Genomic DNA, 12379 nt, shown 5'->3' with positions numbered 1-12379 from the left:
GCCCGTTTTCTAAAGCGTGTTGCGCTTCAATCTTTTGTTTTCACGCATGTTTTGTTCCAAAATCGGTTTCCAACTTCAGAAAACATGTCTTAGCGCTTTGCCTACGGATTCCGCCCATTTGCCGTCAACCTGGCGACATGGCGGATTCGTTCGTCAGTTATCGGATATTAAGCTTAATGAAGCGTTATCCTTTGGCTCAGCGCAGGGGAAAATGAGTAAGGGAGTAAGGGAGTAAGGGAGTAAGGGAGTAAGGGAGTAAGGGAGTAAGGGAAGAGATCGCTTATTCTTGGACAAGGCAAATATTTTACTTGCCTTGTCCAACACCTGCCCACACCCTATTCCCCTATTCCCCTATTCCCCTATTCCCCTATTCCCCTTCACTTCCCGTTGACACCCGGCGCACGTCCTATTATTTAATGCAAATAGTTTGCAAATGCATAAACACCCAAGGTATTGATTATGGCACCCCATGGAGCAGGCCCCTCCGGCGCTGGTGAAGCTACATTTGAAGGTTGGCGGCGTGATCGCGGCGAAGCGTCTATGTCCGACGTCCACCGCTCTATTAGAGTTAATCGTTCCAGTTCGAAGTTCCGTCGCGCACTTTCCTTCTTTGGCCCCGGCTATCTGGTAGCAGTCGGCTATATGGACCCCGGCAATTGGGCCACTTCGCTCGCTGGCGGCTCCCGCTTCGGCTACACATTGTTGTCCGTCGCGCTGCTGTCCAATCTGATGGCTGTGCTCCTGCAGGCGCTCTGCACTCGCCTTGCGGTCGCGACGGGCCGCGATCTGGCGCAGGCCTGTCGCGATGCATATCCGCGTTTTCTTGCATGGCCGCTCTGGCTTTTAGCCGAACTCGCTATTTGCGCCACCGATCTCGCTGAAGTCATCGGCACGGCAATCGGCCTCAACCTGCTCTTCGGCATTCCGCTGGAAATCGGTGTCATCATCACCGCCGCCGACGTGCTTCTGGTCCTCTATCTCCAGAACAAAGGCTTCCGTCGCGTCGAGGCGCTCATCATCACGCTTCTTGGTGTTATTACGCTCTGTTTCCTCATTCAGATTCTAATGGCCCAACCGCAGTGGGGTGCGGTCATCAAGGGATTTGCCCCAACAACCGAGATCATCCGTAATCCGGACATGCTCTATATTGCACTTGGTATCATCGGTGCCACGGTCATGCCGCATAATCTCTATCTGCATTCCGGCATTATCCAGACACGCGACTACGGCCATACAACCCCTGAAAAGCGCGAGGCCATACGCTTTGCGACGCTGGATTCCACCATTGCACTCACATTTGCGCTGCTGGTCAATGCGTCGATCCTGATCCTGGCTGCAGCGAGCTTCAATGCCACCGGCAATACCGCTGTCGAAGATCTGGATAAGGCTCATGCTCTTCTGAATCCGCTGCTGGGATCAGCCCTTGCACCGACATTGTTCGCTATTGCGCTTCTGTGCTGCGGGCTGAACTCGACCATTACCGCGACGATGGCCGGTCAGATTGTCATGGAAGGCTTCATCGATATCCGCCTGAAACCGTGGCTGCGCCGTGCAATCACCCGCTTCGTGGCCATCGTTCCGGCTGCTGTGGTGACAATTATGTATGGCTCACAGGGGACGACCGAGCTTCTGATCCTGTCTCAGGTCGTGTTGAGCCTTCAGCTGCCTTTTGCCATCATTCCGCTCGTTATGTTCACAGCGGAGAAAAAGAAAATGGGATCGCTGGTCGCGCCGCGCTGGGTGACGATCCTTGCCGCTATTACTGCTGCGATCATCGTCGTCCTGAACATGAAACTCATCTATGATTTTCTAACAGGTGTACCAATTTAAGCCCCTCCCAAGGCTTTTCGAACGGGCGGTTCCGTATCTCGGAACCGCGCTTCATTTTACTTCACTGCGGCATTGCCGCCATCGGCATAAAGCGCCGAACCCGTGACAAAACTCGACATTGGGCCTGCCAGAAACAGCGCGGCCTGTGCGATTTCTTCAGGCTGAGCGATCCGCTTCATCGCATGCAGGCCTGCAGCCCATTCCTTCTGCTTCTCATCTCCGCCCATCGGCGTATCGACACCACCCGGCAAGAGCGCATTTGCCCGGATACCAAGGGCGCCGTAATCGGCGGTTATGCCCTTGACCATCCCCATGAGCGCCGCCTTCGAGGTTCCATAAACCGACATGCCGGGAATGCCCACACTCGTGCCGACAAATGTCGAGGTGAAGACAATCGAGCCGCCACCCCGTTCAAGCATCAAGGGGATTTGCGACCTTGCTCCCAGAAATGCCGAGGTCAGATTACCTGCCAGCACCCCCGCCCAATCATCGGGCGAGATTTCGGCAAGCGGCGCTATAGGGCCTACCGTGCCAGCATTGTTGACGGCTATATCAAGCCCGCCGAATTCATCCTTCGCTGCCGCAGCAAGTGCCTCATGCGTTTCAGCTTCCGACACATCTCCGGCAACACAATGCGCTTTTCCGCCAAACGCAGCGATCTCCTCCGCAACGCGTTCGAGACCGGCGCGCCCGCGAGCATTCAGCACAATGGCTGCGCCCTCTCTGGCAAAAAGCAATGCAGCGGCGCGTCCTATTCCGGACGATGCGCCGGTGATGACTGCGACCTTGTCTTTCAAGCTGGACATATTGAGCCTCCATGATTTCGTGGAGGTCCCAATTAATATCCCTGCTGCAATGCAACTATCCGTTTCTTGCGTTCGAATGCCGAAACGGTTTTGCGCAGGACAATATGACAAAACAAATAGTTAGAGCGGTTCCAGCGTTTCTTTTAAAAAAGGAACCGCTCCAAAGAAAATTGTCAGCCGGTCTGTAAGCCGGGTTCTGTATGGCCGGGCTTGCGCCCGACGTGGCAGCCATTCATCTGGGACGGATGTCGCCACCCGCCTCGTGCAACCCACCCGGACGGCTGATCCGGAAACTGATTACCAGTCCTTGCGGACCGATGCGCCGTCCCTATTCGGTCTTGCTCCCGATGGGGTTTACCGTGCCGTCTGCATTGCTGCAGACGCGGTGGGCTCTTACTCCACCCTTTCACCCTTACCCCGTCATCCCTACCGTTTCATCATGCAAACGGTAGGGAAGACGGGGCGGTCTGCTTTCTGTGGCACTTTCCCTGGGGTCACCCCCGCCGGGCGTTACCCGGCATCGTGTTTCCATGGAGCCCGGACTTTCCTCACCTGCCGCCTTTCGGCATATGACAGGCGCGGCTGCCCGACCGACTGACAGCGCGCATATAGCAACGATAATGGAACAGCGAAACCGGATTCCGGAAAAAATCTGAACTCAGCCGCAACAGAAAAGCCGACAGCGTCTCCACTGTCGGCTTTCCGTTCACATCAGGCGGCCTGTACTCTACGCGACCGCCGACGTAAATCTGCATTCGCGTCAGAGCGCGCGCATATAGGCCTTAACCGAGCTGCAATACTTCGCAGAAGTCGGGTTCATGCGCGTTGCACCATGACCGGCATTGTACTTCAGGATCGTGCCGCAGGTGCTTCCACCGCCGAGCTTCTGCGCCTGGGCCAGATACTTCATGCCGAACTGGATGTTCGTGGAAGGCTCGTAGAGGCCTTTGGCGGAACCCGTGTAGCCGAGACCACGTGCGGTCGAGAGCTTGATCTGCATGAGGCCGATTTCACCGGCCTTGCCACGCACATTCGGCTGGAAATTGCTTTCATGACGCACAACTGCATGGGCCAGCGCAGAAGGCACGCCGTAGGTCGATGCGTAACGATTGATGATGCTGGAATAGCTGCTACCACCCTTGGCATTACGGGCCGTCGAGCCTTTCGACAGCGCACGCTTGCCAGTGGAACCCTTGGTAGCCGGGGCCGCACGGCGGCTGACGACCGAAGCCTTCTTCGGTGTTGTGGTTGGCTTTTCCGCCTCGGAAATCTTGTTCTGCTGGCGTGCCTTGAGGAGAGCTGCGAGGTTGGTCGGTTCAGTTGAAGGGGCACTCAGTGCTGGATTCAGGCCAAACGAACTCATCGCGCCGACGAGGGCGCAAACAACAACAAATTTAATTTTCATAACCTACCGTCTTGGAACGTTTCTTTTGTCAGACCGCCCGTCTTGGGGGAGACGATCCTATTCTTGATCCCGCCCGATATGGATTTTTAGGCCCGTGTCCGCTGGGATTGAGCGTTGAAGTGCCGGGCAAATGCAGCCGAAGATTGGTTGCAAAAGTAAAATAGTCTTACAGGTTGTAACATTCGTGATTCATGCAAAGGCGAGCCGCCGCTCATAAAAATCACCGGAAAGCCGGTGTTGGACCGATCTATTTTTTTGAAATCATTGCAGAAATGCGAATCAACGTTAAATGGAAGAATTGCCTGCACACGCCTGGTCAGGCGGTAACATTCTGCAGGGAAAAAATCAGCCGGTAGAGTGTATCTATAGTAGACACATCGGCCACGCCGTCCACATTTTGTGTCCGAAAATGACGCTGGAAGGCCTTAATCACGGTTTCAGTACCTTCATCGAAGATGCCCGTAATAGCAATTTCGTAGCCGTAAAGCGCCAGCATGGATTGTAGGGCTTCAACCGGCTGGCCGTTTTCGCCGCGTGCCAGAAACCGCCCACCCTGGATCGGGGCCGGCTCGATATAATGCCCGACGCCCGCATCATGGAGCCGCTTCCAGGGAAAGTTCTGGCCAGGGTCGGTCTTGCGCGATGGTGCGATATCCGAATGGGCCAGCACATTTTCCGGCTTGATGGAATAACGCTCGCATATATCGCGACAAAGGCGGACGACCGCATTGATCTGCGCATCCCTGAAAGGCGGATAGTCTTCCAGATTGCCCGGATTGACGATCTCGATACCGATGGAAGCGGAGTTGATGTCCGTTTCGCCCTTCCAATAGCTCTTGCCCGCATGCCAGGCGCGCGCCTTTTCCGAAACCATCTGCACAATCCGTCCGTCTTCATGGACAAGGTAATGCGCGGAAACTTCCATATCCGGTGACTTCAGAACCTGCACCGCCTCTTCGGCGGTCGGCAAGCCGGTATAATGGAGGATGAGAAAGGCAGGCACCTTGCCATCGCGACGCGGACCAAAATTGGGTGACGGATCGAGCGTTGCTCCGGCAAAATCGGGCTGATCGAGCGCCAGCTCCCGCAACAACTTGCTCTCGATTTCGCTCACGCTGCTCATGCAGCCTCCAGATTCTTCTCAATGCTCGCCCAGGCAGCGTTTATCGCCGCCAGACGCCTGTTGGCAATGGTTATGAATTCCAGCGGCAGGCCCTCCGCCACCAGCCGGTCAGGATGGTGCTCCTTGACCAGCGCACGATAGCGCTTGCGGGCCATCTCGAAGGAAACGCCCCGCTCCAGCCCCAGAATGGCATAAGGATCGTCAGCGCCGCGCTGGACATGCCGGATCGCGATCCGATCGAAAGCAACTTCGTCATAGCCGAAAATATCGGCTACGCCTGCAAGAAAGGCCATTTCCTTTTCGTGCACATAGCCATCGGCAGTGGCAATATGGAAAAGGCCATCCAGAATATCCTCAAGCAAATGACAATCGGTCTGCCCTTCGCTGCACAATCCGGCAAGCTGGCGCGCATAGGATTCGTAGCCTGCGACGTCCTGCTTGGCGAGATCGTAGAGCCGCGCGACATGCGCTGTCTCTTCCTTCGGCACGGCAAATATGTCCTGAAAGGCGCGGATTTCATCCTGAGTGACAACCCCGTCAGCCTTGGCCATCTTGGCTGAAAGCGCGATCATCGCAATGGAAAATGCCACCCGGCGGCGTGTATCGGCATCACCTTCGAAAACGGTGCGCACGGCTTCGATAACGCCAGTAATGGCATTCGACGCCACGTAAGTGACAAACTCACCAATGCGAACCCAAATCGACATGGGTCTTTTCTATAGAATTCCGAATGAACTGAAAACCGCCCGCACGGGCGAAAGTCGAAAAAACAATCATTTAGAAAGAATGGAAAGGCGCTGACCTGAATTGTTGCCCAGTTCTGCAACGAAAGCCTATTGCTGCGGCTCACGTTCGTCGAAGGAGCGCTGTGCTGTTGCGACCGCTGCTTCTCCTGCCGCCTGCGCCTGCTGATCCGTCTGACCCACAGATTTTGCCGCAGCGACCGCATTTGCGCGCGCGCGTTCAATGGCTGCCGCTTTCTCTTCCGGGCTTACCACGCCGGAACTATCGCGAAGTGATTTGACCAGATCGGGACCTTTTTCAGTGGTTCCACTTTCTGTCGGCCTGGCAGGCTGCGATATGGCGGCCGCGCCCTGTTCGCCGCCATTTGTTGTGGCAGCGGTCTCGTCACTTCCCTTGCCGCAGGCGGCAAGCGCAACAAGAACAATCGCAGAGATGAAAAACAGGAAATTACGGTTCATGACAAAAGCCATAACCGAACCCAGCCTGCGTTGAAACACGGAAAACGCAGAATGCCCGTCTTTTCCCGCCGTGATTGCTTTAACGTTCATCTCAATCTCAAAGCTCATTGGCCTGAAGCCTATTGGCGCGAATGGCGATCCGGAAATCGAATCGCCACCCGAATGCAGACGCATCATGCGTCACGCCTTCACAATATTAGTTGGAAGGTGCGGTACCCGTACCCGGCGTCGATGGTGCCGGAGTGGTCGGGGCTGGCGTCGTCGTGTCATTGTTCGAAGGCGCTGCCGGCGCGGATGGTGCCGGTGCGTTGCTCGTGTCGTCCTTCTTGTCGTTGCAAGCTGCAAGGCCGAGAAGTGATACGGCGGCGACAGAAGCAATCAGAAACTTCTTCACGTTGGCTCTCCTTCCTAGATCAGGCTCGTTGACCTGGTTTCAGGCATCAAATGGCGATATTGCCAAAGGCCTCTCTCTGTTTCTCCGTGCGTGACCGGTTTGCCCGGCCAATCACCTTTACGGTCGTTCATCGACACAGAAATCCTGTCGACTGGGACCGTCACACAAGAAAACGGCAACAGCGCGAAAAAGTTCTCTCAAATAGTCTTACCGAGCGTAATAAAGCGACAGTATTACAGGCATATAACCGCGTTCATCGGGTTTAAAAACCCGCAATTAATTCGTCACGCCCCTGTCACTGGACGATGTTTAACTTTGCAAAATCGAAGTCTGGATTCGTGCTTTAGGGGAACATTTGATGACAGATCCAACAGCCGACGACAAAATTCTCAAGCGTGCGGTGACACAGAATAGCGCCCTCACGCGGGCAGGCTGTTCCGAAAGGTTGTTCGCCTGGCTGTTCAAAGGGCTGGTCTATCCGCAAATATGGGAAGACCCCGAAGTGGACATGGCGGCTCTGGCTATCAAGCCGGGCCATCGCATCGTCACCATCGCTTCGGGCGGATGCAATGCCATGTCCTACCTGACCGCCGATCCGGCACGTGTGGAGGCCGTCGACCTCAATCAGGCACACGTGGCGTTCAACCGGCTGAAACTTGCCGCCGTCAAGAACCTGCCGGACTACGATGCGTTCTACCGATTTTATGGAAAGGCTGACGACAAGACCAATCTTGCCGCCTACAAGCGCTTCATCCGCCCGCATCTGGACGGTGAAAGCCGGTCTTATTGGGAAAAGCGCAAGTGGAATGGCCGCCAGCGTATTTCCATTTTCTGGCGCGACCTCTATCGCCATGGCTTGCTTGGTGTCTTCATCGGCATGGGCCATCGCGTGGCGCGGCTCTACGGGATCGATCCGCGCGACATCTTGAAGGCACGCACGATGGAAGAACAGCGCAGTTTCTTCGACACGGCGCTCGCACCGCTCTTCGAAAAACGCATGGTGCGCTGGGCCACGGCCCGCAAATCATCCCTTTTTGGGCTGGGCATACCGCCACAGCAATATGATGCCCTAGCCACTGCCGGAAATGGCGACATGGCGCTTGTTCTGCGCAGCCGTCTTGAGAAACTGGCCTGCGGCTTCCCTCTTACCGACAATTACTTTGCCTGGCAGGCATTCGGGCGCGGCTATAGCGGCAATGAGGAGACTGGGCCTCTCCCACCTTACCTGTCACGTAGCAATTTCGAAATGGTACGGACACGTGCGGATCGCATGACGGTACAGAATGCGAGCTACACCGACTTTCTCGCGGCCAAACCTGTCGCTTCCGTCGATCGCTACATTCTGCTCGACGCGCAGGACTGGATGAATGACGTGCAGCTCAATGCCCTTTGGAGTGAAATCACTCGAACGGCAGCACCGAATGCCCGTGTCATCTTCCGCACTGCTGCGGAACCCAGCCTGCTTCCGGGACGGGTTGCACCGCAAATTCTGGATCGCTGGGAATATCAAGCAGATGAATCCCGTAGCCTGCACGACCGCGACCGCTCGTCGATCTATGGCGGGTTCCATCTTTATACGCTGAAGGATGCCTGACATGTTGCGCAGCCCGTGGAGCGTTCAGGGTGTCGATCATGCCAACCTTATGGACCGCGTCTATCGCCGTCAGCGCCATTTCTATGATGCGACCCGCAAATATTACCTTCTGGGCCGCGACCCCATGATAGCGGGACTGTCCGTACCCAAGGCGGGTACGGTTCTGGAGATCGGCTGCGGCACCGGTCGCAATCTGGTGAAAGCTGCGGAAAACTATCCCGACGCGAAACTCTTCGGCATCGATATTTCGGCAGAAATGCTGGATACGGCACGCCGGGCGGCGGAGCGTGCAGGCATTGAAGATCGCGTCCGGCTTGATCGTGCCGATGCAGCCCAGTTCGAGCCTGAGCGCTTGTTCGGGCAAACCGGCTTCGACCGGATTTTCATTTCCTATGCCGTATCGATGATCCCGCAATGGCAGTCGGTCATTCGTGAAAGTATCCCGCATCTCAATCCGGGTGGGGAATTGCATATCGTCGATTTTGGCGATCAGGCCCGGCTGCCGCGCTGGTTCGGAAAGGCACTCTTCAAGTGGCTAGAATGGTTCCATGTCACGCCCCGCAGCGACTTGTTCACGGTTTGCGATCAGCTCGCGCACGAACATAGTGCAATTGCTAAGAAGCATATTCTTTATCGCGGCTTTGCCTGGATAGCGATCATTCGTTCGACAACGTCGCCCGCTCCCAAAGATTAGCACCAAACTTGCCCGCCGGACTGGTGACGTCCGGCTTCGGATCGCGTAACCGTTAGAGAACTGATTCGCGATACGGAACCACTATATGAACCGTCTGGCCAGCTGCAGCATTCTCGCCCTCGGCGCTTTCATTCTTTCCGCCTGCACGACGGTGGACTACGACTTTTCCGACGTAAGGAAATCAGGCAGCTCGGTGGCGCGGATCGCACCGCCCTCCGGCCCTGTGAAGGCACCGCGTTTCGGTGATCGCGACCCGCACGACTGGACCGGCAAAACGCCGTGGCACTATCCGATCCATGGCACAGACGTTTCCAAATATCAGACCAATGTGGACTGGAGCGCCGTGCGCGCCAGCGGCATTTCCTTCGCCTTCATCAAGGCGACCGAAGGCGGCGACCGCGTCGATGACCGCTTTAAGGAACATTGGAACGGCGCCCGTCAGGCAGGCATCGCCCGGAGCGCCTACCATTTCTATTATTTCTGCCGTCCAGCCATCGAACAGGCACGCTGGTATATCCAGAACGTGCCGCGTGATCCGGGCGCGCTTCCGCCCGTTCTCGACATGGAATGGAACCCGCAATCGCCGACCTGCAAGCTGCGCCCCAATGCTGCCGTTGTGCGCAAGGAAATGCGCATCTTCCTGCAGGCGCTGGAAAAGCATTACGGCAAGCGTCCGATCGTTTACACGACGGTCGATTTCTTCGATGACAATGATCTGCGGCAGATGGCTGACTATCCGTTCTGGCTGCGCTCCGTTGCCGGTCATCCGGACGAAAAATACGGCCCGCATCCTTGGACATTCTGGCAATATACCGGCACGGGCGCCATTCCCGGCATCAAGGGTGACGCGGACATCAACGTCTTCGCCGGCGATGCCAAATCGTGGAAAAAGTGGCTGGAAAGCAACAAAGTTCGGTAACACAGCGCGGTTTGGCAGTTCACACCAAGTTTTGCTTCATTTCCGAGGCTTGTTGAGGCAATAGCTAAAACAATCCCCGAAAGGGAGCCATCGGCTCCCTGTTTAATTGTGAGTTACCAATGAAGTTTTTTGCTTCAGTTATCGCAGCCGCCTTGCTTGCATCGACAGCCATGTCCCATGCACAGGCTGCCGCGTCTCCCGCGCCCGCTGCGACGCCAACTGAAAACACCGTCAATCTTCCCAAGCCGGAATGCGAGATCGATTACGGCCAGTGGATGGACAATCTGACCAAGGAAGCCCGTGACGCCGGCGTCGGCGAAAAGGGCATCGCCGAACTGCACAAAGCCATGCTTGAGCAAAAGGTGCTTGATCGCGACCGCAAGCAGACTGTTTTCAACCTGACTTTCACCGAATTTTCCAAGCGCCTCATCTCGGAAGCGCGCCTGAAAAAAGGCCGCGAAAATCTGGCCAAATATGCCGATGTCTTCAAGAAGGTCGAAGATACCTATGGCGTTCCGGGGCCAGTGCTTGCTGCCTTCTGGGGGCTTGAAACCGACTATGGTGCCATTCAGGGCGATTTCGACACGCTGAATGCGCTCGTTACCCTCTCCTACGACTGCCGCCGTCCAGACCTGTTCCGCCCGCAGTTGATCGCCCTTCTCAAGCTATTCGATCAGGGCGTCGTCGATGCAGCGACAACCGGCGCATGGGCTGGCGAAATCGGCATGATGCAGCTTCTGCCGAAGGATTATCTTGAACGTGGCGTCGATGGCGACGGCGACGGCAAGGTCGATCTGAAGAACAGCGTTCCCGATGCCATGATGACCGCGGGTCGCATGATTTCAGAACTTGGCTGGAAGCGTGGCCAGCCCTGGCTGGAGGAAGTTCGCCTGACCAAGGATCTGCCTTGGGAAGAAGCGATCCGTACTAACCGCAAGCCGCATTCCTGGTGGGCTGAGCAAGGCGTAACGGGCCTCAACGGTCCACTCGGCCCGGATGATGGCGACGCATCGCTCCTGCTGCCGCTTGGCCGCAAGGGACCGGCTTTCCTCTCCTATCCCAACTTCGATGTGTTCGTGGAATGGAACAAGTCCATCGTCTACGCCACAACCGCCGCTTATTTCGCGACCCGTCTGGCCGGTGCACCTGCCTTCGATCCGGGCAACCCGGTTCCGGGCTTGACGCAGGAGCAGCTTAAGGAGCTCCAGACCAAGCTTCAGGCCCGCGGTTACGACATGGGCGGAAAGATCGACGGTGTGTTCGGTCTCCTAACCCGCGATGCTGTGCGCGCCGAACAGATGCGCCTTGGAATGCCGGCCGATTCATGGCCGACACAGGAGCTGCTCAACAAGCTCTGATATTCGACAAGGCGCGGTCTTCAAAACCCGCGCCTTTTCCTTTCCTGAAATGAAATGCGCCTCATGCTCACCACCCTGATCGTCGTCCTGCCCGTATTTGCGCTGATTTTCTCCGGGTGGGGTGCCTTCAAGCTGAAAATACTCGGGCCTCATGCGATAGCGGAGCTGAACCGTTTCGTCGTCTATCTGGCGCTGCCCGCCCTTCTCTTCGACATCATGGCCAATACCCACGGAAGCGAGCTCTGGCAGCCGGGTTTCATCACCGTGTTTCTGCTTTCAAGCGCCATTGCTTTCGCTTTGCCCTTTCTGGTGCGGCTGCGCGGAAAACTGCCTCTGGCGGATACCGCGCTTGACGGCTTGAACGCCGCCTATCCGAATACCGGCTATATGGGCATCCCGCTTTCGATGATCGCCTTCGGCTCCGGCGTTTTGGCAGCGACTACCATTTCGATCATCATCACCGTCTGCGTCACCTTTGCTTTCGCAATCGTGCTGATCGAAATCGGCCTGCAGACCGAAAAGAAACCACTTCGCCTCGTCTGGAAGGTTCTGCGCTCGCTGATCCGCAATCCGCTGCTTGTCGCTCCCGCACTTGGTGCCATGGTGTCCTTTCTGGGGCTAGCCATCCCGGCCCCGGCTGAAACCTTCCTGAAGATGCTCGGTGGCGCCGCATCCCCTTGCGCGCTGGTGGCGCTTGGCCTGTTCCTCGCCCAGCCGCGCAAGATCGAACGCGAAAGCGTCAATGCCATCGCTTTTCTCGTTTCGGTCAAGCTCATCATCCAGCCGCTCGCAACCTGGCTGCTGGCCGTCTATGTATTCGGACTGCCTCCCCTGCTCGCGCAAAGCGCTGCTCTCCTTGCAGCACTTCCGACCGGCACAGGCCCCTTCATGCTGGCCGAACATTATCGTCGCGAGGCGGCGATAACCTCCAACGTCATCCTCTATTCAACCGTGATATCTATCCTCACCTTATCGGCATATTTGGCGTTAATTCGCTAAAAAACGCAAAAAACATGTCAAAAAACCTGTGGCAAGTGCGGCGAAAACAGCACCA

The 12379-nt window shown here is 56.4% G+C and carries 12 protein-coding genes and 1 other RNA gene; 6 read left to right on the top strand and 7 right to left on the bottom strand.

The annotated features are described in order from the left end of the window. Positions 1-459 precede the first annotated feature (459 nt). Positions 460-1830: an Nramp family divalent metal transporter gene (locus JNC70_RS07890; protein WP_104756180.1), complete on the top strand. Its 1371-nt coding sequence runs from the start codon at positions 460-462 to the stop codon at positions 1828-1830. A gap of 56 nt (positions 1831-1886) precedes the next feature. On the opposite strand, the gene JNC70_RS07885 is transcribed toward JNC70_RS07890, so the two are convergent. The 7 genes from JNC70_RS07885 to JNC70_RS07855 form a co-directional block, all read right to left on the bottom strand. Beyond that, on the bottom strand, positions 1887-2636 hold the full coding sequence (locus tag JNC70_RS07885) for an SDR family oxidoreductase (RefSeq protein ID WP_104756181.1): 750 nt from the start codon (positions 2634-2636) through the stop codon (positions 1887-1889). A gap of 169 nt (positions 2637-2805) precedes the next feature. Continuing rightward, an RNA gene (gene rnpB, locus JNC70_RS07880) (RNase P RNA component class A) lies at positions 2806-3234 on the bottom strand. A gap of 162 nt (positions 3235-3396) precedes the next feature. Then, a complete protein-coding gene (locus JNC70_RS07875) occupies positions 3397-4041 on the bottom strand; it encodes a lytic transglycosylase domain-containing protein (RefSeq protein ID WP_104756182.1) in 645 nt (214 codons plus the stop codon). Between the two features lie 316 nt (positions 4042-4357). Further along, a complete protein-coding gene (locus JNC70_RS07870) occupies positions 4358-5164 on the bottom strand; it encodes an N-acetylmuramoyl-L-alanine amidase (RefSeq protein WP_104756183.1) in 807 nt (268 codons plus the stop codon). Further along, positions 5161-5871, bottom strand: coding sequence for a J domain-containing protein (locus JNC70_RS07865; RefSeq protein ID WP_104756184.1), 711 nt, complete (start codon positions 5869-5871; stop codon positions 5161-5163). The genes JNC70_RS07870 and JNC70_RS07865 overlap by 4 nt, the downstream gene beginning before the upstream one ends. Before the next feature lie 126 nt (positions 5872-5997). Beyond that, positions 5998-6456 (bottom strand): hypothetical protein, encoded by a 459-nt coding sequence (locus JNC70_RS07860; protein WP_342587826.1) that lies wholly within the window; start codon positions 6454-6456, stop codon positions 5998-6000. A gap of 106 nt (positions 6457-6562) precedes the next feature. Beyond that, complete coding sequence (locus JNC70_RS07855; RefSeq protein WP_104756186.1) at positions 6563-6760, bottom strand: hypothetical protein; 198 nt, start codon at positions 6758-6760, stop codon at positions 6563-6565. Between the two features lie 358 nt (positions 6761-7118). On the opposite strand from JNC70_RS07855, the gene JNC70_RS07850 reads away from it, so the two are divergent. The 5 genes from JNC70_RS07850 (at position 7119) to JNC70_RS07830 (ending at position 12324) form a co-directional block, all read left to right on the top strand. Then, entirely contained in the window at positions 7119-8354 is a 1236-nt protein-coding gene (locus JNC70_RS07850) for a BtaA family protein (protein WP_104756187.1), read from the top strand. 1 nt (position 8355) lies between these two features. After that, a complete protein-coding gene (locus JNC70_RS07845) occupies positions 8356-9048 on the top strand; it encodes a class I SAM-dependent methyltransferase (protein WP_104756188.1) in 693 nt (230 codons plus the stop codon). 85 nt (positions 9049-9133) lie between these two features. Beyond that, positions 9134-9967, top strand: a complete 834-nt coding sequence (locus JNC70_RS07840; protein ID WP_104756189.1) for a glycoside hydrolase family 25 protein — start codon at positions 9134-9136, stop codon at positions 9965-9967. A gap of 119 nt (positions 9968-10086) precedes the next feature. Next, positions 10087-11325, top strand: coding sequence for a lytic murein transglycosylase (locus JNC70_RS07835; protein WP_104756190.1), 1239 nt, complete (start codon positions 10087-10089; stop codon positions 11323-11325). 63 nt (positions 11326-11388) lie between these two features. Continuing rightward, positions 11389-12324: an AEC family transporter gene (locus tag JNC70_RS07830; RefSeq protein WP_104756219.1), complete on the top strand. Its 936-nt coding sequence runs from the start codon at positions 11389-11391 to the stop codon at positions 12322-12324. Positions 12325-12379 lie beyond the last annotated feature (55 nt).

It is taken from the genome of Brucella oryzae, assembly GCF_041929965.1.
GTDB classification, from domain to species: domain Bacteria; phylum Pseudomonadota; class Alphaproteobacteria; order Rhizobiales; family Rhizobiaceae; genus Brucella; species Brucella oryzae.
This window is presented reverse-complemented; position numbering and strand designations above follow the sequence as displayed.

What these genes read in the sequence shown, in the direction of transcription:
- JNC70_RS07870 (WP_104756183.1), bottom strand. Translation starts at nt 5,164, where the DNA reads ATGAGCAGCGTGAGCGAAATCGAGAGCAAGTTGTTGCGGGAGCTGGCG.
- JNC70_RS07845 (WP_104756188.1), top strand. Translation starts at nt 8,356, where the DNA reads ATGTTGCGCAGCCCGTGGAGCGTTCAGGGTGTCGATCATGCCAACCTT.
- JNC70_RS07890 (WP_104756180.1), top strand. Translation starts at nt 460, where the DNA reads ATGGCACCCCATGGAGCAGGCCCCTCCGGCGCTGGTGAAGCTACATTT.
- JNC70_RS07835 (WP_104756190.1), top strand. Translation starts at nt 10,087, where the DNA reads ATGAAGTTTTTTGCTTCAGTTATCGCAGCCGCCTTGCTTGCATCGACA.
- JNC70_RS07850 (WP_104756187.1), top strand. Translation starts at nt 7,119, where the DNA reads ATGACAGATCCAACAGCCGACGACAAAATTCTCAAGCGTGCGGTGACA.
- JNC70_RS07865 (WP_104756184.1), bottom strand. Translation starts at nt 5,871, where the DNA reads ATGTCGATTTGGGTTCGCATTGGTGAGTTTGTCACTTACGTGGCGTCG.
- JNC70_RS07830 (WP_104756219.1), top strand. Translation starts at nt 11,389, where the DNA reads ATGCTCACCACCCTGATCGTCGTCCTGCCCGTATTTGCGCTGATTTTC.
- JNC70_RS07875 (WP_104756182.1), bottom strand. Translation starts at nt 4,041, where the DNA reads ATGAAAATTAAATTTGTTGTTGTTTGCGCCCTCGTCGGCGCGATGAGT.
- JNC70_RS07885 (WP_104756181.1), bottom strand. Translation starts at nt 2,636, where the DNA reads ATGTCCAGCTTGAAAGACAAGGTCGCAGTCATCACCGGCGCATCGTCC.
- JNC70_RS07860 (WP_342587826.1), bottom strand. Translation starts at nt 6,456, where the DNA reads ATGAACGTTAAAGCAATCACGGCGGGAAAAGACGGGCATTCTGCGTTT.
- JNC70_RS07840 (WP_104756189.1), top strand. Translation starts at nt 9,134, where the DNA reads ATGAACCGTCTGGCCAGCTGCAGCATTCTCGCCCTCGGCGCTTTCATT.